At 72.3% G+C, this 24054-nt stretch carries 17 protein-coding genes; 16 read left to right on the plus strand and 1 reads right to left on the minus strand.

Annotated elements, in window-relative coordinates; all coding sequences use genetic code 11:
* Positions 1 to 253 precede the first annotated feature (253 nt).
* On the plus strand, positions 254 to 3250 hold the full coding sequence (locus tag ACFUNE_RS01410; RefSeq protein WP_383560978.1) for a beta-N-acetylglucosaminidase domain-containing protein: 2997 nt from the start codon (positions 254 to 256) through the stop codon (positions 3248 to 3250).
* 28 nt (positions 3251 to 3278) lie between these two features.
* On the opposite strand, the gene ACFUNE_RS01415 is transcribed toward ACFUNE_RS01410, so the two are convergent.
* Positions 3279 to 3815, minus strand: coding sequence for an HNH endonuclease (locus tag ACFUNE_RS01415; RefSeq protein ID WP_104785722.1), 537 nt, complete (start codon positions 3813 to 3815; stop codon positions 3279 to 3281).
* A gap of 316 nt (positions 3816 to 4131) precedes the next feature.
* On the opposite strand from ACFUNE_RS01415, the gene ACFUNE_RS01420 reads away from it, so the two are divergent.
* From ACFUNE_RS01420 to ACFUNE_RS01490, 15 genes are all read left to right on the plus strand, one after another.
* On the plus strand, positions 4132 to 5196 hold the full coding sequence (locus ACFUNE_RS01420; RefSeq protein WP_383560981.1) for a mechanosensitive ion channel family protein: 1065 nt from the start codon (positions 4132 to 4134) through the stop codon (positions 5194 to 5196).
* Between the two features lie 235 nt (positions 5197 to 5431).
* Positions 5432 to 6592: an ROK family transcriptional regulator gene (locus ACFUNE_RS01425; RefSeq protein WP_383560983.1), complete on the plus strand. Its 1161-nt coding sequence runs from the start codon at positions 5432 to 5434 to the stop codon at positions 6590 to 6592.
* A 127-nt stretch (positions 6593 to 6719) separates the two neighbouring features.
* A complete protein-coding gene (locus tag ACFUNE_RS01430; RefSeq protein WP_383560985.1) occupies positions 6720 to 8060 on the plus strand; it encodes an ABC transporter substrate-binding protein in 1341 nt (446 codons plus the stop codon).
* Between the two features lie 11 nt (positions 8061 to 8071).
* The gene (locus tag ACFUNE_RS01435) at positions 8072 to 9070 is read left to right on the plus strand and encodes a carbohydrate ABC transporter permease (RefSeq protein WP_383560987.1); all 999 of its coding nucleotides are present in this window, start codon (positions 8072 to 8074) and stop codon (positions 9068 to 9070) included.
* A 1-nt stretch (position 9071) separates the two neighbouring features.
* On the plus strand, positions 9072 to 9974 hold the full coding sequence (locus ACFUNE_RS01440; protein WP_383560989.1) for a carbohydrate ABC transporter permease: 903 nt from the start codon (positions 9072 to 9074) through the stop codon (positions 9972 to 9974).
* Position 9975: 1 nt separating this feature from the next.
* A complete protein-coding gene (locus tag ACFUNE_RS01445; RefSeq protein ID WP_383560991.1) occupies positions 9976 to 11241 on the plus strand; it encodes a 6-phospho-beta-glucosidase in 1266 nt (421 codons plus the stop codon).
* A complete protein-coding gene (locus ACFUNE_RS01450) occupies positions 11232 to 12206 on the plus strand; it encodes an N-acetylglucosamine kinase (RefSeq protein WP_383560993.1) in 975 nt (324 codons plus the stop codon). The genes ACFUNE_RS01445 and ACFUNE_RS01450 overlap by 10 nt, the downstream gene beginning before the upstream one ends.
* Before the next feature lie 232 nt (positions 12207 to 12438).
* Positions 12439 to 13830, plus strand: a complete 1392-nt coding sequence (locus tag ACFUNE_RS01455) for a hypothetical protein (RefSeq protein ID WP_383560995.1) — start codon at positions 12439 to 12441, stop codon at positions 13828 to 13830.
* Between the two features lie 11 nt (positions 13831 to 13841).
* Positions 13842 to 14876, plus strand: a complete 1035-nt coding sequence (locus ACFUNE_RS01460; RefSeq protein WP_383560997.1) for a glutamate ABC transporter substrate-binding protein — start codon at positions 13842 to 13844, stop codon at positions 14874 to 14876.
* 47 nt (positions 14877 to 14923) lie between these two features.
* Positions 14924 to 16261, plus strand: a complete 1338-nt coding sequence (locus ACFUNE_RS01465; RefSeq protein WP_383560999.1) for a hypothetical protein — start codon at positions 14924 to 14926, stop codon at positions 16259 to 16261.
* On the plus strand, positions 16258 to 19002 hold the full coding sequence (locus tag ACFUNE_RS01470) for a tetratricopeptide repeat protein (RefSeq protein ID WP_383561001.1): 2745 nt from the start codon (positions 16258 to 16260) through the stop codon (positions 19000 to 19002). The genes ACFUNE_RS01465 and ACFUNE_RS01470 overlap by 4 nt, the downstream gene beginning before the upstream one ends.
* A gap of 2 nt (positions 19003 to 19004) precedes the next feature.
* Positions 19005 to 20363, plus strand: coding sequence for a PP2C family serine/threonine-protein phosphatase (locus tag ACFUNE_RS01475; RefSeq protein ID WP_383561003.1), 1359 nt, complete (start codon positions 19005 to 19007; stop codon positions 20361 to 20363).
* A gap of 178 nt (positions 20364 to 20541) precedes the next feature.
* Positions 20542 to 21903 (plus strand): VWA domain-containing protein, encoded by a 1362-nt coding sequence (locus ACFUNE_RS01480; RefSeq protein ID WP_383561005.1) that lies wholly within the window; start codon positions 20542 to 20544, stop codon positions 21901 to 21903.
* 111 nt (positions 21904 to 22014) lie between these two features.
* Entirely contained in the window at positions 22015 to 23472 is a 1458-nt protein-coding gene (locus ACFUNE_RS01485) for an FHA domain-containing protein (protein ID WP_383561007.1), read from the plus strand.
* Positions 23473 to 23556: 84 nt separating this feature from the next.
* The gene (locus ACFUNE_RS01490; protein WP_383561009.1) at positions 23557 to 23961 is read left to right on the plus strand and encodes a globin; all 405 of its coding nucleotides are present in this window, start codon (positions 23557 to 23559) and stop codon (positions 23959 to 23961) included.
* The last annotated feature ends 93 nt before the right edge of the window (positions 23962 to 24054 follow it).

Consider the following 24054-nt stretch of genomic DNA (forward strand, 5'->3'; position numbering starts at 1 on the left):
GTGAGCAGGCATCGACGTGACACAGGCGTTATGACAACGAGCCCAACGTGCCGTGGGTCACATCCAGTTCCCCGACATGCCAGGTATAAGCACTTTTAGGCCACCCGACGACACTTCCCCGGAAACCCACGCGCCACGCCAGGCAATACACCAGGCATATCAGTCAAAACAGCCACGCACATTGACACCCCCGCGCCCGGGTGGTGGGCTCGGACGTCACTGCCGGGGCGAGGTCAGGGTGAAGGAGCAGGGCGTGCAGCTCGGGCGCAGGAGGCATGCGACAGCCGTCGCCGTCGCCGTGATCGGCGGGCTGCTCGGCCCGTTCGGGCCGGCCGCCGCGGCGGCCCCCGTCGGTCCCGCGGGCCCGGCCGCGACCAGTCCGGACCGCGCCGACGAGGCGCGGCTGCCCTCCGTCTGGCCGCGTCCGCAGTCCATGAAGGCGTCCGGGCAGCCGGTGCCCCTGGGGTCCGAGGTCACCCTCCTCGCCGACGCGCAGGCCGATCCGTACGCCGTGGACGCGCTCAGGGCGCTCCTGCGCGAGTCCGGCGTCCGGACGGTGCACGGTTCCCTGCCGGGCAGGGGCCCGGTGATCCGGCTCGGCGGCACGGACGCGGGGCGGGCCCTGCGGGTCATGCACGCGCCCGAGCGGGCCGACCTGCCGTCCGGGGGCTACCGCCTCGCCGTGGGCAGGGCCGAGGGCCGGCCCACGGTCGCGCTGGACGGTGTCGGTGAGGACGGCCTGTTCCACGGGGTGCAGACCCTGCGGGAGCTCGTGCGGGAAGGCACCGTCGCCGGAGTCGTGGTCCGTGACTGGCCGGGTACCGCCGTGCGCGGCACGACCGAGGGGTTCTACGGCGAACCGTGGAGCCACGAGGAGCGGCTCGCCCAGCTCGGCTTCATGGGGCGCACGAAGCAGAACCGCTACCTCTACGCGGCCGGCGACGACCCGTACCGCCAGTCCCGCTGGCGTGAGCCCTACCCCGCCGGGGAACGCGCCGACTTCCGCGCACTGGCCGAAAAGGCACGTGCCGAGCACGTGACGCTCGGCTGGGCCGTCTCCCCCGGGCAGGCGATGTGCATGGCCTCGGACGCGGACGTGCGGGCGCTGACCCGGAAGATCGACGGCATGTGGGCACTGGGGGTACGGGCCTTCCAGCTGCAGTTCCAGAACGTCAGCTACAGCGAATGGCACTGCGACCTGGACGCGGAGACGTTCGGCAGCGGGCCCGAGGCCGCGGCCGGGGCGCAGGCCCGGGTCGCGAGCGCGGTCGCCCGGCACCTCGCGGACCGGCACCCGGACGCCGAACCGCTCTCGGTCATGCCGACCGAGTACTACCAGGACGGCGCCACCGACTACCGCACGGCGCTCGCGGCGGAGCTGGACCACCGGGTACAGGTGGCCTGGACCGGGGTCGGGGTCGTGCCGAGGACGATCACCGGCCGGGAGCTGGCGGGCGCCCGGGCGGCCTTCCGCCACCCCCTGGTCACCATGGACAACTACCCGGTCAACGACTACGCGCAGGACCGGATCTTCCTCGGCCCCTACACGGGCCGTGACCCCGCGGTGGCCGGCGGATCGGCGGCGCTGCTGGCCAACGCGATGGAGCAGCCGTCGGCGTCCCGCATCCCGTTGTTCACGGCTGCGGACTTCGCCTGGAACCCGAAGCAGTACCAGCCTCAGGAGTCCTGGCAGGCCGCCCTGGACGACCTGGCGGGCGGGGACACCGCCGCCCGGGCGGCCCTGGGAGCGCTGGCGGGCAACAGCGCCACGTCGGTGTTGGGCGGTGACGAGTCCGCGTACCTGAGGCCGCTGCTGGAGGCGTTCTGGACGTCGCGTCCGTCCGCGGCGGGGCGCGACAAGGCGGCACGCGAGCTGCGCGCGGCGTTCGGGGTGATGCGGCAGGCACCGGAGCGGCTGGAAGGGCCCGCGAGCGGCCGGCTCCGGGACGAGGTACGGCCGTGGACCCGGCAGCTCGCCAGGTACGGCCGGGCGGGTGAGCTCGCCGTCGATCTGCTGCGGGCCCAGGAACGCGGCGACGGCGCGGCCGCCTGGCGGGCCCAGCTGGCGCTGGAGCCTTTGCGCGAGGAGATCGGGGCGAGCACCGCCACCGTCGGCAAGGGCGTCCTGGACCCGTTCCTGGACCGCGTCCTCAAGGAGGCCGGCGCCTGGAACGGGACCGACCGCGACGCGGGCACCGCGAGCAGGGACGCGCACGGCTACACCCTCCGCCTCGACCGGGCCCGCCCGGTCGAGGCCGTGACCACGCTGACCCGGCCGGGTGACGGCGCCGCGGACGCCGTCCTGGAGGCCCATGTGCCGGGCGAGGGCTGGCGCGGACTCGGCTCCCTGTCGGAGGCCGGCTGGACACAGACAGCGGTGCGCGGTCTGCGGGCGGACGCGCTCCGGGTCACCGCTCCGTCCGGCCGCCCCGCCTTCGTGGGCCCTCCGGCCCCGGGTGTCACGGGGGCCGCTCCCGCGCCCTCGGACGCCCCGCAGGTGCGGGCGCTGGTCCCGTGGTTCGGCGACGAGCCGGCCGCCCGGCTCGCCCTCGTCCGCGACAGGACGGACGCCGTGATCGGTGGCGGCGCCCAGCGGGTCGAGGCGCGGCTGGCCGGGGGGCGCCCCGGCGAGGTGAAGGGCGAGCTGAAGGCGAAGGCGCCCGAGGGCATCGAGGTCAAGGTGCCGAAGCAGTCGACCGTGACGCGCGGCTCGCGCACCGACGTACCCGTGGACATCACCGTGCCGGCCGACACCCCGGCCGGTGAGTACGAGGTGCCGCTGAGCTTCGGGGGCGAGGAGAGCACGCTGACCGTGCGCGCCTACCCGCGCACGGCGGGCCCCGATCTGGTGCGTACGGCCGAGGCGTCCTCGTCCGGTGACGAGACCCCGGACTTCCCGGCTTCGGCGGCTTCGGACGGTGACCCCGGGACCCGCTGGTCCTCGCCCCTCGATGACAACTCCTGGTGGCAGGCCGAGCTGCCCGCACCGGTGCGGCTGGGCCAGGTCGTCCTGCGCTGGCAGGACGCCTACGCCTCCCGCTACCGCGTGCAGGTCTCCCCGGACGGCCGTACCTGGCGTACGGCGGCGACCGTGCGGGAGGGCGGGGGCGGGCGCGAGTCGGTCCGTATGGACGCGGAGGACACCCGCTTCATCAGGATCCAGGGCGACGGCCGGGCGACCCGGTACGGCTACTCACTGTGGTCGGTCGAGGCCTACGCCGTCGCCGGTGAGGACCCGGACGCCCCCTGAGGGCCCCGATACGCCGAAGGCCCGTTCCTCAGGCGGAAACGCCGTCGATCCGGGCCATCACGTCGTCCGCGCCGAACGGCTGCAGATAGGGCAGCCAGCGCGGGTCCCGGTGGCCGGTACCGATGATCCGCCAGGCCAGACCGCTGGGCGGCGCCGGCTGATGGCGGAGCCGCCAGCCCAGCTCGGGCAGATGGCGGTCCGCCTTGACGTGGTTGCAGCGGCGGCAGGCCGCCACGACGTTGTCCCAGGCGTGCTGCCCGCCGCGGCTGCGCGGGATGACGTGGTCGACGCTGGTCGCGGCGGCGCCGCAGTACATGCATCGGCCACCGTCCCGGGCGAAGAGCGCCCGGCGGGTGAGGGGGACGGGCCCCCGGTAGGGGACGCGCACGAACCGCTTGAGGCGGACGACGCTCGGCGCGGGCACGGCGCGGGTGGCACTGTGCATGAAGGCGCCGGACTCCTCGAGGCAGATGGCCTTGTTCTCGAGGACGAGGACGAGCGCGCGGCGGAGAGGTACGACGCCGAGCGGCTCGTACGAAGCGTTGAGAACCAGGACGTGCGGCACGTGGATGCCTCCTTGTACGCCGGCGACGCGTGGCTCGCGCCGGGACGATCCGATCTCAGTCTCTCCTCATGCCTGGTCCGAGCGCCACCACGTGCGGGTAACGGGCCGGAGGGATTTTTCTCACCCGTCCGCCGCACGCCGTCCCGGACACACCGGAACCGGCGCTCCGACAGGGCGGCCGGCCCCGCTGTGGGATCGGTCACACTCCGTACATCCCCGGGTGAGATGTGTATCTCCCCCGTCGACGGCAACGAACCACTCCCCCGGCTTCGTTACTGTGGTTGGTCTGCTGTCGCCCCACCTGGAGGTCCCTGCCGTGTCCCTGTCCGCCCTCCTGGCCGCGGCTCCTTCACCCGGGGCCGCGGGCTCGCTGGACGAAGCCGCCGAGCGGGCCGGGAACGCCGCAGGCTGGGTCGAGGAGAACTGGTCCACCTGGCTGAACACCGGTCTGCGCATCATCCTCATCGCGGCCATCGCGATCGTGCTGCGCTACCTGATCCGGCGCGCCCTCACCAACCTCATCGACCGGATGAACCGCAGTGCGCAGGCGGTGGAGGGCACCGCCCTCGGCGGCCTGCTGGTCAACGCGGAGCGCCGCCGCCAGCGCTCCGAGGCCATCGGTTCCGTACTCCGCTCGGTCACGTCGTTCCTGATCCTCGGCACGGCGGCCCTGATGATCCTGGGTGCCTTCCAGATCAATCTGGCCCCCCTGCTGGCCTCCGCGGGCGTCGCCGGTGTGGCGCTGGGCTTCGGCGCGCGCAACCTCGTCACCGACTTCCTCTCCGGCGTCTTCATGATCCTCGAGGACCAGTACGGCGTCGGGGACACGGTCGACGCGGGTGTCGCCTCCGGTGAGGTCATCGAGGTGGGCCTGCGGGTCACCAAACTGCGCGGCGACAACGGCGAGATCTGGTACGTCCGCAACGGCGAGGTGAAGCGGATCGGCAACCTCAGCCAGGGCTGGTCCACGGCCGGGGTCGACGTCACGGTCCGCCCGACGGAGGACCTGGACCTGGTCCGCAAGGCGATCGCCGAGGCGGGCGAGACCATGACCAAGGAAGAGCCCTGGTCGGAGCGGCTGTGGGGCCCGGTGGAGATCCTCGGCCTGGACGCGGTGCTGCTCGACTCGATGACCGTACGGGTCACGGCGAAGACCATGCCGGGCAAGTCGCTGGGCGTCGAGCGGGAGCTGCGCTGGCGGATCAAGCAGGCGCTGGACGCGGCGGGCATCCGGATGATCGGCGCCCTGCCCCTCCATGCGGACGGCGAGTCCACGGCCGATCCCACGGCGGCCATGGCGGCCCCCTCGGCGTACGCGTCGACGACGTCCCCGCAGTCGCTGGCGGCGACCCCGATAGCACCGCCGAACCTGACGAAGTAGGACCCAGGACCCACCGGAAGGGGCGCCCCGCGAGACGGCGGGGCGCCCCTTCGTGCGTCCTGGGGGGGCGCCCTTTCGTGTGTCTCGGGGGCGCCCCTTCAGTTTCCCGGGACGCACGGCCCGGGTAACGCTTCGGCAGCCGTGTCGCCGGAACCCATTGACGATCCGGGGACGCGGGTCCTACCTTCCTCTCACGAATAGGAAAGTTTCCTAACAGAGAGCAGGTGCGCCGCTCATGGCCGGAACCACACCGGGCACCCCGCGTGTCCTGCGCGCCATGAACGACCGGGCGGCGCTCGATCTCCTGGTCACCCAGGGGCCCCTCACCCGCACCCGTATCGGCGAGCTGACCGGACTCTCCAAGCCCACCGCCTCCCAGCTGCTCGCGCGGCTGGAGGAGGCCGGCCTGGTCCGTTCGACCGGCAGCCAGAGCGGCCGTCCGGGCCCCAGGGCGGTGCTCTACGAGATCGATCCGGCCGCCGGCCATGTCGCCGCGCTCTCCGTCGGGCACACCGGCATCGACGCCGTCGTCGCCGACATCACCGGCACCGTGATCGGCTCCTGCCGCGTGGAGGCCGAGGCCGTCGCGGAGGACGTGCGCCACCGCACCGCGCAGCTCGTCGCCGAGGCGGTGGACGGTGCCCTGCGCGGCACCGGCCTCGGCCACGACGACCTCGACGCCGTGGTGATCGGGACCCCGGGCGCGCTCGACCCGCACACCGGACAGCTGCGCTACGCACCCCATCTGCCCGGCTGGCACTCGCGCACCCTCCGCGACGACCTCGCCGAGGTCGTCGGCAGGCCGGTCGTCATCGAGAACGACGTGAACCTCGCCGCCGTCGCCGAGCAGTACGAGGGGGCCGCGCAGGACCACGACCACTTCGTCCTCGCCTGGCTCGACGAGGGTGTCGGCGCGGCGATCGTGCTGGGCGGCACCCTCCTGCGCGGCGCCACCGGCGGCGCGGGGGAGATCGGCTACATGCCGCTGCCGGGCGCCCCGCTCGCCCGCGGCGGCGAGAGGGACTGGGCGGGCCCGGACGCCGGGGGCGGCTTCCAGAGCCTGGTCTCCCGCCCCGCCATACGCGCCCTGGCCGGGGGCAGGCCCCTGGCGGAAGCGCTCGCCGACGAGGCCGTCCGCGACGAGGTCGCCCGCCGGCTGGCGACCGGTCTCGCCGCCGTGGTCGCCGTGGTCGATCCCGAACTGGTCGTCCTCTCCGGCCGCGTGGCCCAGGCAGGCGGAGAGGAACTCCGTACCCGGGTCGAGGCCGAGCTGACCGGTCTGGCGCTGCCGCGGCCACTGCTCAGGGTCAGCGACATCCAAGGAGACCCGATCCTGACCGGCGCCCTGCGCACCGCCCTCGCCCAAGCCCGCGACAGCACCTTCGACACCGTCTGAACCACCCGTCACCGCTGCGACGGCACCCCGGTCCGGTCGCCCGTACGGCACCTCCATGCCTGCCGCTCCCTGATCCCCGTCCGCGTGCTCCACCTCCCCTCCCCTCTCCCCGCTAAGGAAGTCCGACATGGCGCGATGGCACATTCGTACCCGTGTGCCCGTGGCGCTCGGCGCGGCCGCACTGCTGCTGGCCGGCTGCGCGAACCCGAGCACCGGCAGTAACACCGACGACCCCACGAAGCCCGTCACGCTGAAGTTCTGGCACGGCTGGTCGGCGCCGAGCGAGGCCAAGGCGATCAAGGAGAACATCGCCCGCTTCGAGAAGCTCCACCCCAACATCGACGTCGTCTCCACGGGCAACGTGAGCGACGAGACCATCAACCAGGCGCTGCGGGCCGGCGGTGACGACGCACCCGACGTCGTCACGTCCTTCACGACCAACAACGTCGGGCAGTACTGCTCCTCCGGCATGTGGGTGGATCTCGACCCCTTCCTGAAGAAGAGCGGGATCGACAAGACGAAGGTCTTCCCGAAGACCCTGCTGGACTACACCCGGTACGAGGGCGTCCAGTGCGCGACGCCGCTGCTCGCCGACGCGTTCGGCATGTACTACAACAAGGACGCCTTCGAGGAGGCCGGGATCAGCCGGCCCCCGCACACCATGTCCGAGATGAAGGCCGACGCGGTCAAGCTGACGCGGAAGAAGAAGGACGGCTCGCTCGAACGCGCCGGCTTCATGCCGAACTTCCAGCTCTACCAGAACGCCCCCGACCGGATGTTCGCGCAGTGGGGGCCGCGGTACTTCGACGACGAGGGCAAGGCGAAGCTCGCCGACGAGCCGAAGACCGAGGAGTTCTTCTCCACCATGCGCGGCCTCACCGACGCGCAGGGCGGCTACGGCGCCATGGAAAGGCTCCGCGCCGGTTTCGGTGACGAGATGTCGTCCCAGAACGCCTTCCTCACCGGCAAGCTCGCCATGCACCTGGACGGCGAGTGGCGCGGGCTGATGCTCGACGAGGCAAAGGCGGACTTCGACTGGGGTGTGGCCCCGCTGCCTGTCCCCGACGACCAGGCGGACACCTACGGACGCGGCTACCTGACAGGCACCGTGGCCGGTATCGCGCACAGCAGCCAACACCAGAACGCGGCGTGGGAGCTGGTGAAGTACCTGACGATCGACACCGAGCCGGTCGTCCACTTCGCCAACGCGATCCACAACGTGCCCTCCACGTTCGAGGCGCTCAAGTCGCCCGACCTGGACGCCGATCCGGCCTTCCGGACCTTCATCTCGATCGCTCAGAACCCGCACAGCCAGGCCGTTCCCCCCTCGAACAACGGCGGGCAGTACATCAACTCGTTCGGGGACTTCTCGCAGTCCGTCGAGGCCGGCAGGACGAAGGACCTGCACAGGGCCCTGCAGGACCTCGACGACCAGATCGACGCCGACAACGTCCAGTCGGAGAACTGAGGAGCCGGGTCATGGCACTTTCCCTTCCCACCTCGGCGAAGTCCGCCGTGCGGGGGACCGAACCGGCCCCCCGCAACACCCCCCTGCGGCGCAAGCGGAACCGCGAGCGACTGCGCACCCTGGGGTTCCTCTCGCCCTGGCTGGTCGGCTTCTCGGTCTTCTTCGGCTATCCGCTGATCGCGACCGTCTACTTCTCGTTCATGCACTACAACCAGATCAAGGCACCCACCTTCGTGGGGCTGCGGAACTGGAGGTACGTGTTCGAGCAGATGCCGCTGTTCGGCCCGGCCCTGTGGAACACGCTCTGGCTGGTCGTCGTCATGGTGGCGCTGCGCGTGGTGTTCGGTCTCGGCATCGGCCTGCTGATCACCAAGATCAAGACGGGTGTGGGGCTGTTCCGTACGGCCTTCTACATCCCGTACCTGGCCCCGCCGGTCGCTGCCACCGTCGCCTTCGTCTTCCTGCTCAACCCGTCCACGGGACCGGTCAACGAGGTGCTCTCGTGGGTCGGACTGCACGGCCCGAGCTGGTTCAACGACCCGAACTGGTCGAAGCCCTCACTGGTCCTGCTCTCCCTGTGGGGCATCGGCGACCTGATGGTCATCTTCATGGCCTCGCTCCTGGACGTGCCGAAGGAGCAGTACGAGGCCGCCGATCTCGACGGAGCCGGTGCGTGGACGAAGTTCCGCTACGTGACCTGGCCCGCCATCACCCCGATCGTGCTGTTCGCCGTCGTCACCGGCGTCGTGCAGACCATGCAGTACTACACACAGGCCCTCGTCGCGGGAAAGCTCGCCTCGGGCGTCTCCATCGGTCCCGGCACGGTGATCCAGCCCGGTTACCCGGACCACTCCACCCTGACGGTGCCGCAGCTCGTCTACTCGATGGGCTTCCAGAACTTCAACACCGGTGCCGCGTGCGTGCTCTCCCTCGTGCTCTTCGCGATCGCCATGGGCGTCACCCTTCTGCTGATGCGCAAGAGCGTCGGCCTCATTCCGGCGGAGGACTGAGATGACCAGCACCACCCTGACCAGGCCGGAAGCTCCCGTGACGAGCCGGCCACGCGGCGCGGACGCGGCAGCGCACCGGCGGAAGCGCGTCCTGAACTGGATCGCCGTCCACTCCGTGGCCGTGGCGCTCGCCCTGTTCTTCGTCCTGCCGTTCGTCTTCGTCCTCCTCACCTCGGTGATGAGCGACAGCCAGGCGATGAGCGGGGACCTGTGGCCCGACTCCTGGCACTGGTCGAACTACTCGACCGTCTTCCACACCCCGGGATTCCTCGACTGGTGGCGCAACTCCCTGATGTACGCGCTGGCCGGCACGGTGTTCACGGTGTGCTCCTCGGTGCCGGTCGCCTACGCCCTGGCCAAGTTCCGCTTCCGCGGCCGGCGCACCGCGATGATCCTCGTCATCTCCACGATGATGCTGCCGCCGCAGGTCATCATCATCCCGATGTACCTGGTGTGGTCCCAGCAGTTCCACCTCTCGGGCTCGCTGTGGCCGCTGATCATCCCCATGGCGTTCGGGGACGCCTACTCGATCTTCCTGCTGCGGCAGTTCCTGCTGACCATTCCGCAGGAGTACATCGAGTCGGCCAAGGTGGACGGGTGCGGTGAGTTCCGCACCCTGCTCAAGATCGTCGTTCCGATGGCCAAGCCGGGGATCGCGGCCGTGGCGCTCTTCCAGTTCTTCTACTGCTGGAACGACTACTTCGGACCGCAGATCTACGCCGCGCAGAACCCCGGTGCCTGGACACTGAGCTACGGCCTGGAGTCCTTCAAGAGCGCCCACGCGGTCAACTGGAACCTGACGATGGCCGCGACCCTGCTCGTCATGGCGCCGGTCATCATCGTTTTCTTCTTCGCACAGAAGGCCTTCGTAGAAGGCGTCACACTGACTGGAGTTAAGGGCTGACATGAAGCTCGCAGTAGTGGGTGGCGGGTCCACCTACACACCTGAACTGATCGACGGTTTCGCGCGGTTGCGGGACACCCTGCCCGTCGAGGAGCTGGTGCTCGTCGACCCGGCGGCCGACCGGCTGGAGCTCGTCGGCGGCCTGGCACGCCGGATCTTCGCCAAGCAGGGCCATCCGGGGCGGATCACCACCACCTCCGACGTGGACGCCGGGGTGGAGGGCGCCGACGCGGTGCTCCTCCAGCTGCGCGTCGGCGGGCAGGCCGCACGCAACCAGGACGAGACGTGGCCGCTGGAGTGCGGCTGCGTCGGCCAGGAGACCACCGGGGCCGGGGGCCTGGCCAAGGCGCTGCGCACGGTGCCGGTCGTCCTCGACATCGCGGAGCGGGTCCGGCGCACCAATCCGGACGCCTGGATCATCGACTTCACCAATCCGGTCGGCATCGTGACCCGCGCCCTGCTGCAGGCCGGGCACAGGACCGTCGGGCTGTGCAACGTCGCGATCGGCTTCCAGCGGAAGTTCGCGCGGCTCCTCGACGTGGCTCCCGGCGAGATCCACCTGGACCACGTCGGGCTCAACCACCTGTCGTGGGAGCTCGGCGTGCGGCTCGGCGGCCCGGACGGCGAGAACGTCCTGCCGAAGCTGCTCGCGGAGCACGGCGACGCGATCGCCGGCGACCTGCGCATGCCCCGGCAGATCGTCGACCGGCTCGGTGTCGTCCCGTCGTACTACCTGCGGTACTTCTACGCGCACGACGAGGTCGTCCGGGAGCTCGGCACCAAGCCGTCCCGGGCCGCGGAGGTCGCCGCGATGGAGAAGGAACTCCTGGCCATGTACGGCGATCCCGCGCTGGACGAGAAGCCGGCGCTGCTGGGCAAGCGGGGCGGGGCCTTCTACTCGGAGGCGGCCGTGGACCTGGCCGCCTCGCTGCTCGGCGGGGGCGGCCCGGCGGTGCAGGTGGTGAACACGTACAACAACGGCACGCTGCCGTTCCTGCCGGACGACGCGGTGATCGAGACCCAGGCCCGGGTGGACGGCACGGGCGCCTCCCCGCTCGCGGTCCCCTCGCTCGACCCGCTGTACGCCGGGCTGATCGCCAACGTGACGGCGTACGAGGACCTGGCGCTGGACGCGGCGCTCCGGGGCGGCCGGGACCGGGTGTTCAAGGCACTGCTCTCGCACCCGCTCGTCGGCCAGTTCGAGTACGCCGAGGCCCTCACCGACCGGCTGATCGCGCACAACCGGGAGCACCTGGCGTGGGCGTGAACGCTTCGGTCCTCGCCATCGACGCGGGCAACAGCAAGACCGATGTGGCACTGATCGGCGAGGACGGCACGGTCCTGTCCACGGCGCGCGGCGGCGGCTTCCAGCCGCCCGTCGTCGGCGTGGAGGCGGCGGTGGACGTCCTGGCCTCGGCGATCAGGCAGGTCCTGGCCGCGTCCGGGGTGGCCGCCGGAAGCCTGGAGCACGTGTCGGCCTGCCTGGCCAACGCCGATCTCCCGGTGGAGGAGGCCGAGTTGGCCGAGGCCCTGCTCGGCCGGGGCTGGGGCCGCACGGTGGAGGTGCGCAACGACACCTTCGCGATCCTGCGGGCGGCGCTGGACGAACCCCGCGGGGTGGCCGTCGTCTGCGGTGCCGGGATCAACTGTGTGGGCATGGTCCCGGACGGCCGTACGGCGCGGTTCCCGGCGATCGGCCGGATATCGGGTGACTGGGGCGGCGGTTCGGGTCTCGCCGAGGAGGCCCTGTGGTTCGCCGCGCGGGCCGAGGACGGTCGCGGGGAGCCGACGGAGCTGGTGCGTACGCTGCCGGGGCACTTCGGCCTCGGTTCGATGTACGAGCTGATCGAGGCGCTGCACCGGGGACTGATCCCCGGCGGGCGCCGGCACGAGCTGACTCCGGTGCTGTTCGCGACGAGCGCGGCGGGGGACGCCGTGGCGAGCGCCCTGGTGGACCGGCTGGCGGACGAGGTCGTCTCCATGGCGTCGGTGGCCCTCGGCCGGCTCGGGCTGCTGGCCGAGGAGGTGCCGGTCGTGCTGGGCGGCAGTGTCCTGGCCGCACGGCACTCCCGGCTGGACGAGGGCATCGCCCGGCTGCTGTCGGAGCGTGCCCCGAAGGCGGTGGTCCAGGTGGTCACGGAACCTCCGGTCCTGGGGGCCGCACTGCTCGGCCTCGACCGCACGGGGGCGCCGGCCGGGGCGCACCGTAAGCTGCGCGCGTACTACAACTGACACACTGGTCACAGAGGTGGGGGCGTTGCCCGGCGCGTCGCCGGGAGACGCCCCTTCCGTACGGGAACCGATCAGATGCCCCGAACGTGTTCATGGTGGGGGAGATCGATTCGGTGCGGGATCCGGGCATTCCTGGTGAATGCCGGTCCCTGCGGCCATACTTCTGGCCGGGCGCCAGTCCTCCGATCGGCCGGGGGCCGGGGCCGACGTCAGTGACCGAGGGGGAGGTCGAGTGACATACCCGCCGAGCGGGGCCGCGCTGCGGGAGCCCGGGCCGGACCGGTCGGCCGCGCCCGTGACCGTGCCCGCGCAGCGCCGTGGTCCCGCGTCCGAGGCCGCCGGACGGCTGCGCGCCGCCGCGACGACCGAGCCGGGCAGGCTGCAGATCATCGGCGCCGTACTGGCCCTGCTGGTCGTGGTGTTCGGGACGGTCACCTTCCTGGAGATCTCCGGACGGGCCTCGTCCGCCGACGCCGTGGTGGAGCGCAGCCAGCCGCTGAGCGCCGACGCCGCGAGCATCTACCGTTCGCTGGCCGACGCCGACACGATGGCCGCGAGCGGCTTCCTCGCCGGAGCCGAGGAGCCCAAGGATGTGCAGGAGCAGTACGAGAGGGACATCAGGGAGGCCTCCCGGCTGCTGGTGAAGGCCGCGGCGAGCACCGACGCCTCGACCGCGTCGCACCGGGAGATCACCGAGCTGAGCGAGTCGCTCCCCGAGTACACGGGCCTGATCGAGCGGGCCCGGGCCAACAACCGGCAGGGGCTCCCGCTCGGCGGCGCCTACCTCCGGTACGCCAACCAGAAGATGACGAACGACCTCCTCCCGGCCGCCGAGCGGTTGTACGCGGCGGAGACCGGCCGGCTCGGCACGGACTCGGCCGACGCGCGGCGGTGGCCCTTCCTCTCACTGGCCGCCGGGATCGTGGCGCTGGCCGCGCTGGTGTGGATGCAGCGGCGCAACTACCGCAGGACGCACCGCGTCTTCAACCGCGGGCTGCTCGCGGCGACGGCCGCGGCCACGGTGGTGCTGCTGTGGCTGGCCGTGGGTCACACGGTGGCCAGGGCCGAGCTGCGGAGCGCGATGGTGAACGGGCAGGAGTCGCTCGACGTCCTCAACAAGGCCCGGATCAACTCCCTCAAGGCGCGCGCGAACGAGAACCTCACGCTGGTCGCCCGGGGCGCTGTCCTCACCCCGGACGGCACGCGGGACAAGTACGAGAACGACTACAGCACGGGCATGAAGGCGCTCGGCGCACAGCTCGGCACCGCGGAGAAGCTCGCCGGCGACGACGAGACGGGAAGCGGACCGGTGAAGGACGCCATCAGCGGTGTGTCCCAGTGGCAGGACCGCCACCGGAAGGCCCGGACGACGGACGACCGGGGCGAGTACGAGGCCGCGCTGAAGCAGGTCATCGGGCCGGAGGGCACCACGGGACAGTCCTTCGAGCAGGTCGACGACGCACTGGAGCAGGCCCTCGCCCATGAGCAGGGCGAGTTCGACGCGGCCGCCGGGAGCGGACGCGGGGCACTGGGCGGGCTGCCCGCCGGGGCCGCCGTTCTGGCCCTGCTGGGTGCGGTCGCCGCGATCGTCGGGGTCAACCGCAGGCTCGCGGAGTACCGGTGAGGGGACGAGCGATGACCAGGGCGAAGGGCTGGGCCGCACGGAGCGGGCTGCGTGGCTGGGGCGGTGTGACGGGCATGGCGGTGGCCTGCGCGGTCACGGCGTCGCTCACCCTGCTGCCGCTGGCGCACGGTGACGGGACCTACGGCGGCCGGAGCGCGGGCCAGGAGGCCACCTCGGCCGTACCGGCCAGGGCCGACACGTGCAAGGACCCGGAGGCGAGCGTGCCGGCCTCGACCGACGACGGCCCGAGCATCCAGAAGATCCGCGAGCGCGGGAAGCTGATCGCCGGTGTCGACCAGAACAGCTTCCAGTGGGGCTACCGGAATCCGGAGAGCCGCACGCTCGAAGGCTTCGACATCGACTTGGTGCACGCCATCGCGGAGGACATACTCGGCGACCGGGACGCGGTGATCTTCCGCGCCATCCCCACCAACCAGCGGATCGCCGCTCTGGAGAACGGGAAGGTCGACGTCGTCGTCCGCACGATGACGATCAACTGCAAGCGCGCCGGCCAGGTCGCCTTCTCCACCGCGTACTTCCAGGCCGGTCAGCAGGTCCTGGCTCCCAAGGAGTCCGGGATCGACGGCTACAACGAGTCGCTGAAGGGCAAGCGTGTCTGCACGGCGGAGGGATCCACGGCGAACGACGCGCTGAAGGAGAAGTCCTTCGGCGCGGTCTTCGAGGACGTGCACGACGAGACCGAGCAGGACGAGGACCAGCTGACCGTCCCCAACCAGCTGGACTGCCTCGTGCGGCTGCAGCTCGGCGAGGTCGACGCCGTGGTCACGGACAACGCGCTGGCGGCCGGTCAGGCGGCTCAGGACCCGGCGGTCGAGCTCAAGGGCGACAAACCGTTCACCACCGAGTACTACGGCGTCGCGGCCAAGCTCGGCGCCGACGACCTGGTGGCCCGGGTCAACCACGTGCTGGACGGCTACCGCCGGGGCGGTGCGGACAGCCCCTGGATGAAGTCGTACCGCACCTGGCTGGCGGAGGGGCTGCCCGGCATCGAAGGGCCCCCTGCGCCGAAGTACCGGAGCAACTGAACCTGTCCGGGCCCTCGGGTCCGGCGGCTGGAACGGAGAGGTGATCGATGGGCGTGGCGGGATCCTTCCCCGGCTTCGCGGGGAGGCCCCCCGGCCCGGTCATGGGCCGGGACGAGGCGGACCGTACGCTGGCCCGGCTCGGTGCGGAGCACGAGGCCATCGAGACCTCGCTCCTCGCCCTGGAGGAGCATGCCGGCCGCCGGCTCCTGGAGGGCGCCACCCTGGCCGGTGTCACCAAGGAGCGCTGGGGCTCCACCAAGCGGTCGATCACGCTGCTCTGGCGGTACTTCGACGCCTACACCGAGGCGCTGGCCTCGGCCCGTGAGATCCGGTCAAGGCGCCGCTACCCCGGCAGGAGCGATCTGGTGGCCCTGACCGACCTGCTGCGCGGCGACGGTGTGACCGTGGCGAACCAGGGGGCGACCGGCCCCGGTGTCTCGCTCACCCGCCCGGCCCGGCTCTCCGAGCGGTTCACGCTGGAGGAGCTGGTCGCCCGGATGAACGAGCTGTACGCCGAGGCGCTGGACATGATCCTCGCGTCGGACTCCGTATGGTCGGCGCTGCCCGCCCGGATAGACCTGCTGGCCGCCGAGCTGCGCCGCACCGGATCGCTGGCGCACTCCGTCGGGGTGCGGCCCGGGGAGCATCCGGCCGGTGACGACCTGGAGTCGATCGCCGAGGAGCTGGCCGCGCTGCGGAAGCAGGTGATCTCGGATCCACTGGCGTTCTGGGTGCCGGCACCCGGCAGTGCCGCGCCCGGCGGAGGGCGGCCCGACACCACGCGCTACGACCGCGCGGCACTCGCACTGGAGGACGTGCGCCGGGAGATCGAGGCGGTGCTGGCGGTCCGGCAGGACGCCGAGCAGCGCCTCATCCAGGTGCGTGACCTGCTGTCGCGCGCGAACCGCACGCTCGCCGAGGCCCGGTTGGCGCGCGGCGAGGTGCTGGCGAAGATCGCCGCATCCGAGGTGCCCGCGGTCAGCGGACCGCCGACCGTGCTGCAGGAGCGGCTCGCGACGGCGTCGGCGTACCGCAGGCACGCCCAGTGGAACCGGCTGTCGCCTCTGCTGGAATCGCTGGAGCGGGAGGCCGAGGACGAACTGCTGCGCGCCCGGGAGTCGCTGACGTCCGTCACGGGGCCGCTCGCGGTCCGGGCGGAGCTGCGCGGCAGGCTGGACGCGTACAGGGCGAAGGTGGCCCGGCACGGCCTGGCCGAGGACCCGCTGCTGATCGAGCGCTACGACGCCGCCCGCCGGATGCTGTGGAGCGCGCCGTGCGATCTGCGCGTCGCCGAACAGGCGGTGCTGCGCTACCAGCGCGCCGCCACCGATCTGCTGACACCGCGCCGTCCGGGCGGGCACGACGGACAGGGGGAGACATCATGAGTACGGAGTGCCAGCGCCCCGCGTGCGAGGGCAGCTACGAGGACATGGGCGGCGGTGAGCTGTACTGCGGCACCTGCGGGCTCGCGCCGGTCGTGTCGCCGACGGGCATGGTGAGTTCGCCGCCCACCGGCATCGCGGGCGGCGGCAGGGCGGCCGGCGGCAAGGGGAGCAGCAGTTCCTCGCAGCGGACGGGTTCGCAGGCGTCCGCCCGCTCCTCGTCCCGCTCGTCGACCTCCCGGCGTTCGGTCTCCGGGCGGCTCTCCCGGTCCCTGTCGGGCAACTCCACGTCCCGCTCGGTGTCGGTGCGCTCCTCGGGATCCTCCACGGGCTCCACCTCCGGGCGCGGCAGGCTGGGCGCAGGCCTGGTGCTCGTCCCCGACGTCCCGCGGCCCGACCCGCACGCGGCGGTGATGGAGAACCCCGAGGTACCCGAGCGGAAGCGGTTCTGCTCACGCTCCGACTGCGGCGCGCCCGTCGGCCGGGCCCGCGGGGACCGGCCCGGCCGCACCGAGGGGTTCTGCACCAAGTGCGGTCACCCCTACTCCTTCGTGCCCAAGCTGCGCGGCGGCGACATCGTGCACGGTCAGTACGAGGTCGCGGGCTGCCTGGCGCACGGCGGGCTCGGATGGGTCTACCTGGCCGTGGACCGCGCGGTCTCCGACCGCTGGGTGGTCCTCAAGGGCCTGCTGGACACCGGGGACCAGGACGCCATGGCCGCGGCCATCTCCGAGCGGCGCTTCCTCGCGGAGATCGAGCACTCCAACATCGTCCGCATCTACAACTTCGTGGAGCACCTGGACCAGCGCACCGGTTCGCTCGACGGCTACATAGTGATGGAGTACGTCGGCGGCAAGGCGCTCAAGGAGATCGCCAACGAGCGCCGCACCCCGGCCGGGAGGCGCGACCCGCTGCCGGTCGAGCAGGCCTGCGCGTACGGGATCGAGGCGCTGGAGGCGCTGGGCCACCTGCACAGCCGCAACCTCCTGTACTGCGACTTCAAGGTCGACAACGCGATCCAGACCGAGGACCAGCTCAAGCTCATCGACATGGGCGCGGTGCGCAGGATGGACGACGACGAGTCGGCCATCTACGGCACCGTCGGCTACCAGGCGCCGGAGGTGGCCGAGACGGGCCCGTCCGTCGCCTCCGACCTCTACACGGTGGCGCGGACGCTCGCGGTGCTGACCTTCGACTTCCAGGGGTACACGAACGTCTTCGTGGACTCGCTGCCCGATCCGGACAACATCGAGGTCTTCCGGAGGTACGAGTCGTTCTACCGGCTGCTCGTGCGGGCCACGGACCCGGACCCCGCCCGCCGGTTCTCCTCGGCCACGGAGATGGCGGAACAGCTGACCGGGGTGCTGCGGGAGGTGGTCGCCCTGCAGACGGGCCGCCCGCGCCCGGCGCTCTCCACCCTCTTCGGCACGGAACCGCGCGTGACGGACACGGAGCTGTTCGCGGAGCTGACCGACGACGTGTCCCGGCTCGGTGCCCGGACGGGCCCGTCCGGCGGTGCGGGGCGCTTCGGGCGCCGCAGGGCTTCCGGCCCCACCACCACACTCCCCGCTCCGGCCCTGCCCGCCGCCCCCGCTGTCGCGGCGGTGCCGGCAGCGCCGTTCGGCGCGGGTCCGGTGTACGCGCCCGACACCCACGTCCGGGGCAGCACCGGGAGCGGGCCGGTGGCCGGCGCGCAGGCGTACGCACCGCCTCTCCCGGTCGTCCCCGCACCCCGCGCGGCGGTCGTGGCGCCCACGCCTCTGCCGGGGCTCTCCCCGGGCGGCGGCCCCCGGCTCGCCGCGTTCGACGCCCGGGCGACCTCGCTGGCCCTGCCGGTCCCCCGGGTCGACCCCAACGATCCCAACGCCGGTTTCCTGGCCGGGGTGATGACCTCGGCCCCGGCCGAGCTGATCTCCGCGCTGCACTCCGTGCCCGCGGCCTCGCTCGAGACCCGGCTGCGGGAGCTGCGCGCCCGCCTGGAGATGAACGAACTCGCCTCCGCCGTGCGGGCGCTGACGGTGGTGGAGTCGCAGCACCCGGACGACTGGAGGGTCGTCTGGTACCGCGGCATCGCCTCACTGGTGACCGGTGACCACGAGAACGCCGCGCTGTCCTTCGACGCGGTCTACGACGCGTTTCCGGGGGAGCCCGCGCCGAAGCTCGCGCTGGGTGTCTGCGCGGAGGTGCTGGGCCAGCTGGACAACGCCGCGGAGTACTACCGCCTGGTGTGGGCGACCGACCCGAGTTTCGTCAGCTCGGCCTTCGGTCTGGCCCGGGTGCAGATCGCCGCCGGCAACAGGGCCGCGGCGGTGCACACCCTGGAGTCCGTACCGGAGTCGTCCATCCACTACACGGCGGCCCGGGTGGCCTCGGTGCGGGCCCGGCTCCGTGAGCGGGCCCCGCACGAGCCGCTCATCCACGACCTGTCCGCGGCCGCGGACCAGGTGACCGCGCTGCAGGGCTACGGCCTGGACGCGGTGAGACGCGAACGGTTGTCGACCGAGGTACTGGGTACGGCACTCGACTGGGTACTCTCCGGTAGTCCGACGGCTCAGCCGGCGGCTCCGTCCTCCCCCGCGACCGCGGCCCCGAGGACGGTGCTGGGCAGCGAGCTGGACGAGCGGGGCCTCAGGTTCGGTCTCGAACGCTCGTACCGGATGCTCGCCCGGCTCGCACAGCGGGGCGACGAGAGGATCGAACTGGTGGAGCGGGCCAACCGTTTCCGCCCCCGGACCTGGGTGTGAAGATGTCACAGATCCACCAGCAGGCCTCCTTGCCGGGGTGCCCCAGCTGCGAGGAACCGCTGGAATCGGGCGACCTGTTCTGCGGGGCGTGCGGGTACGACCTCTCGGCCGTGCCGGCGCCGCCGGGCGACCGTCCGACGGTCGCCATCACGGCGCCCGCACAGAGAGTGGCGGCATCCGCCGCCGGTCCCGTGGAGTGGCCGACGGCCTCCGGGACGGACAGCTCCGACCTGCCCGCGCCGACGCACCGGCCGGCCGATCTCCCGGGCGTGGACTCGGGCGGCAAGCCCCTGCCCACCGCGGAGCGGGCGGCGGTCCGCTTCGACGAGCCGGGCGGCGCCGCTCCGGAGGGTACGGACGGGTCCTCGGGCGACTTCGAACTGGCCGCGCCCGACCCCCGCACGGTGGAGCACGCCACCGCGGGCGGCTCGGCGGCCGGTGCCAAGGTCTGTGTGGCCTGCCGCTCCGGCCAGGTGGACCCCGACGGTTACTGCGAGAACTGCGGCCACGCCCAGCCGCGCGAGCGTGACCACATGGAGCAGGAGCTCGGCTCGGTGGCGGCCGTCAGTGACCGGGGCCTGCGCCACCACCGCAACGAGGACTCGTTCGCGGTGTCCTGCACCGCCCTGCCGGACGGCTCGCCGGCGGTCGTCGCCGTCGTGTGCGACGGCGTCTCGTCCGCGAGCCGACCCGACGAGGCGTCGGCCGCGGCCGCGAGCGCGGCCAACGAGGCGCTGCTGGAGTCGCTGCCGCTCGGGACCCACCCGCAGCAGGCGATGCACGAGGCGATCCTGGCGGCGTCGGAGGCCGTCAACGCACTGGCCCAGGACCCCGGCCAGGCGCTGGAGCACGATCAGCACCGTCACCAGAACGCCCCGGCGTGCACCCTGGTCGGCGCGATCATGGCGGGCGGCCTGCTGGTCGTCGGCTGGGTCGGCGACAGCCGCGTCTACTGGGTCCCCGAGGACCGCGCCAATCCGCCGGCCCGGCTCACGGAGGACGACTCCTGGGCCGCGCAGATGGTGGCGGCCGGCCTGATGAACGAGGCGGAGGCGTACGCCGACGAGCGCGCCCACGCCATCACGGGCTGGCTCGGCGCCGACGCCTACGAACTGGAGCCGCACACCGCGTCCTTCAAACCGGACCGGCCCGGCCTGGTGGTGGTGTGCACCGACGGCCTGTGGAACTACGCGGAGGCGGCCGCGGAGATGGCCGCGGCCGTGCCGGCCGACGCGTACGAACGGCCGTTGCACGGCGCGCAGGTGCTGGTCGGTCACGCGCTCGACGGCGGGGGCCACGACAACGTAACAGTGGCGCTGCTGCCGTTCGCCGTGGCGGCACCCGGGGCAGGATCGGCCTGAGCCGCGCCCGGTCCGCCGGTGCCCGGCCGGCGGACCGGCCCGTCGTTCCCACGTCTTCCTGCCTCGCGCGCCCCAGTGCCCTGTCGTCGTTCGCCCGTCGTCCTTCGTCCTTCGTTCTGAACTCTGTCCGCACACCTGTCTTCGTCTGACATACGTGGAGCCTCAAGGAGCCGATCAGATGGCCAACTTCTCCAAGTCCAACGTGCCGCAGTTCTCCGTCGAGGTGTACCAGAACGAATTCCTGCCCGAGGGCGGCCGTGACGTCAACGCGATCGTCACCGTCACGTCGACGGGCGGGGGGACGACGGGCGGTGTGCCCCTGGCCGACGGTGTCCCGGCCTCCGCGCGCGTCCCGGGGCAGGCTCCGAACGCCGCCGTGGTGCTCATGGTCGACTGTTCCGGCTCGATGGACTACCCGCCGACGAAGATGCGCAACGCGCGCGACGCGACGGCGGCGGCCATCGACACCCTGCGTGACGGCACGCGGTTCGCCGTGGTCGCGGGTACGCATGTGGCCAACGACGTGTACCCGGGCAACGGGCAGTTGGCGACGGCCGATCCGCGGACCAAGGCGCAGGCGAAGGAGGCCCTGCGCCGGCTGAGCGCGGGCGGGGGCACCGCCATCGGGACCTGGCTGCGGCTGGCCGACCGGCTGCTGGGCGCCGCCGAGGTGGACATCCGGCACGGCATCCTCCTCACCGACGGGCGCAACGAGCACGAGTCCCCGGAGGATCTGCGGGCCGCCCTGGACTCCTGCGCGGGCCGGTTCACCTGCGACGCGAGAGGTGTCGGCACCGACTGGGAGGTGAAAGAGGTCACAGCGATCGCCTCGGCCCTGCTCGGCACGGCGGACATCGTCGCCGATCCCTCCGGCCTGGCCGCGGACTTCACACGGATGATGGAGAACGCGATGGGCAAGGAGGTCGCGGACGTGGCGCTGCGGCTCTGGACGCCCGTCGGTGTCGAGATCGTGTTCGTCAAGCAGGTGGCGCCGACGGTCGCCGAACTGACCGGCCGGCGCACCGAGTCGGGGCCGCGATCCGGTGACTACCCGACCGGGTCCTGGGGCGACGAGTCCCGGGACTACCACGTGTGCGTGAGGGTTCCGCAGGCCGGGATCGGCCAGGAGATGCTGGCGGCCCGGGTCTCGCTGATCCTGCCGGCGCCGTCCGACGGCGGCGCTCCGCGAACCCTCTCCCAGGGCCTCGTGCGGGCCGTGTGGACGGACGACATGGCCGCGTCCACCTCGATCAACCCCCAGGTGGCGCACTACACGGGGCAGGCCGAACTGGCGCAGGTCATCCAGCAGGGACTGGATGCGCGCAAATCGGGCGACTTCGACGGCGCGACGGCCAAACTGGGCCGCGCGGTGCAGCTCGCGTCGGCCTCCGGTAACGCGGATACTGCGAAACTGCTTTCGAAGGTGGTCGACGTCGTCGATGCGGCGACGGGTACTGTGCGACTGAAAGCAAGGGTCGCGGAAGCGGACGAGATGACACTCGAAACGCGCTCGACCAAGACAGTTCGCGTCAAGAAATAGCGGCGCGGTCGACAACGACACAACCGTACGGAGAGCCGCCCGGCCGACCGGGCGGTGCACCGACACGCATGACGGCCTCCGGGCCGGACGAGGAGAGGGGGAAGCGCCGACATGCCGACCTGCCCGAACGGACACCAGTCGGGTTCCGAGGACTGGTGCGAGGTCTGCGGACATCGCATGGCCGGGACGAACGCGCCCGCGGGCGCGGTCCCGCCGCCGCCTCCCCCGCCGCCCGCACCCGGTTACGGCTATCCGCAGGGGCCCGGCTCCGGGGAGCCGACCGCCCAGGCCGAGCTCTGCCCGCAGTGCCGCACCCCGCGTGAGGCGATGGCTCCGTACTGCGAGGAGTGCCGCTGGAACTTCCTCACGAACACGGCGACGTCGTACACACCGCTGGCCCCTCAGGGGGGCGTCGGCGCACCGGCGCCCGGGCTGAACCTGCCGCCCGGCTTCCAGGCACAGCAGGGCCCGCCGCAGCAGCAGCGGGATCCGTTCGAGTACCAGGGCTCCCGGCCTTCGCAGATGAACCGGCCGGCCGAGCCCCTCTCGCCGGAGCAGGACGGCCGGCAGGGCCCGCCGCCCCCGCACTCGTTCCAGCAGGGGCCGCCGCCTCCGCCGTCGTTCCAGCAGCAGTCGCCGTCCCCGTTCGAGTCGCAGCGCGGCCCGGGCCCGCAGGGGCACGGGCAGCAGGGTCCGGGACAGCAGGGGCCCGGACAGCAGGGGCCCGGACAGCAGGGGCCCGGACAGCAGGGGCCCGGACAGCAGGGCGGCCCGCCTTCTCCGTTCGCCCCGCAGGGCCCCGGCGGGCAGAGCGGCCCGCCCTCGCCGTTCGACCCGCAGGGACGACCGAACCCGCAGGGCCCCGGTCAGCAGGTCCCGGGCCAGCAGGGTCCCGGCCAGGGCGGCCCGCCGTCGCCGTTCGAGCCGCAGCGGCAGGGGCCGCCTCCCCCGCCGTCGTTCCAGCAGCAGTCCGCGCCGCCCGCGCCCCAGCGGCCGCAGGCACCGCAGACCGGCGGTGGCGACGACTGGATGCTGCCGCCGCCCTCGCAGCAGCAGCCCCCGCAGGGCTTCCAGCAGGGCCCGCAGGCGCCTCTTGCCCCGCAGCCTCCCCAGCAGCAGTTCCCCGGCCAGGGCCCTGGCCAGGGCGGACCGGACCAGGGACCGGGCAGTTGGAAGGCCGTCATCGCCCCGGACCGCGACTACTTCCTGGCGATGATGCAGCGCAGCGGCCCCGAGGCGACCGGGCTGAACCTGCCCGCGTACTCCCCGGAGCAGCACCTCCCGCTCACCGGCAACCAGATCACCATCGGCCGCCGCCGGCACAGCACCGGCGAGTCCCCCGACATCGATCTCGCCGTGCCGCCGGAGGATCCGGGTGTCTCGCACCAGCACGCCGTGCTGGTGCAGCAGCCCGACGGCACCTGGGCCGTCGTCGACCAGAACTCCACCAACGGCACCACGCTCAACGGCGCCGAGGACCCGATCCAGCCCTACGTCCCCGTCCCGCTCCAGGACGGCGACCAGGTGCACGTCGGGGCCTGGACGACGATCACGGTCCGCCGCGACTGATCCGGCGGGCCCACGAAGCCTGCCGGTACGGACCGGGGTCCTAGGACCCCGGTCCTCGGCCGGTGCGTCTGCGACCATGGACGGGTGACAGAGATTCCGCGCGACACGCTTCAGGAGCAGACCTTCTACGAGCAGGTCGGCGGCGAGAAGACCTTCCGGCGCCTGGTGCACCGCTTCTACCAGGGCGTCGCGGAGGACCCGCTGCTGCGGCCGATGTACCCGGAGGCGGATCTCGGCCCGGCCGAGGAGCGGTTCGCCCTGTTCCTGATGCAGTACTGGGGCGGTCCGCGCACCTACAGCGACCAGCGCGGGCATCCCCGCCTCCGGATGCGGCACGCCCCTTTCCAGGTGGACAGGGCCGCGCACGACGCCTGGCTCGGTCACATGCGCGTGGCCCTGGACGAGCTCGGCCTTCCCCCGGAGCACGAGCGGCAGTTGTGGGACTACCTGACCTACGCGGCCGCCTCGATGGTCAACACCGAGGGCTGATGCCGTTGTGCGGAATCCGGTGCTCCGTGGCCGGATAACGATCACGATCCCGTCAAGGTCGTCCCGCAAGCGGTTCCCAGGAGCCCGTGCACT

The organism is Streptomyces sp. NPDC057287 (genome assembly GCF_042667905.1).
Classification (GTDB): Bacteria; Actinomycetota; Actinomycetes; order Streptomycetales; family Streptomycetaceae; genus Streptomyces.

Coding starts and splice junctions, on each gene's coding strand:
- ACFUNE_RS01475 (WP_383561003.1), top strand. CDS start 19,005: ATGTCACAGATCCACCAGCAGGCCTCCTTGCCGGGGTGCCCCAGCTGC.
- ACFUNE_RS01425 (WP_383560983.1), top strand. CDS start 5,432: ATGGCCGGAACCACACCGGGCACCCCGCGTGTCCTGCGCGCCATGAAC.
- ACFUNE_RS01445 (WP_383560991.1), top strand. CDS start 9,976: ATGAAGCTCGCAGTAGTGGGTGGCGGGTCCACCTACACACCTGAACTG.
- ACFUNE_RS01485 (WP_383561007.1), top strand. CDS start 22,015: ATGCCGACCTGCCCGAACGGACACCAGTCGGGTTCCGAGGACTGGTGC.
- ACFUNE_RS01440 (WP_383560989.1), top strand. CDS start 9,072: ATGACCAGCACCACCCTGACCAGGCCGGAAGCTCCCGTGACGAGCCGG.
- ACFUNE_RS01480 (WP_383561005.1), top strand. CDS start 20,542: ATGGCCAACTTCTCCAAGTCCAACGTGCCGCAGTTCTCCGTCGAGGTG.
- ACFUNE_RS01465 (WP_383560999.1), top strand. CDS start 14,924: ATGGGCGTGGCGGGATCCTTCCCCGGCTTCGCGGGGAGGCCCCCCGGC.
- ACFUNE_RS01470 (WP_383561001.1), top strand. CDS start 16,258: ATGAGTACGGAGTGCCAGCGCCCCGCGTGCGAGGGCAGCTACGAGGAC.
- ACFUNE_RS01435 (WP_383560987.1), top strand. CDS start 8,072: ATGGCACTTTCCCTTCCCACCTCGGCGAAGTCCGCCGTGCGGGGGACC.
- ACFUNE_RS01460 (WP_383560997.1), top strand. CDS start 13,842: ATGACCAGGGCGAAGGGCTGGGCCGCACGGAGCGGGCTGCGTGGCTGG.
- ACFUNE_RS01430 (WP_383560985.1), top strand. CDS start 6,720: ATGGCGCGATGGCACATTCGTACCCGTGTGCCCGTGGCGCTCGGCGCG.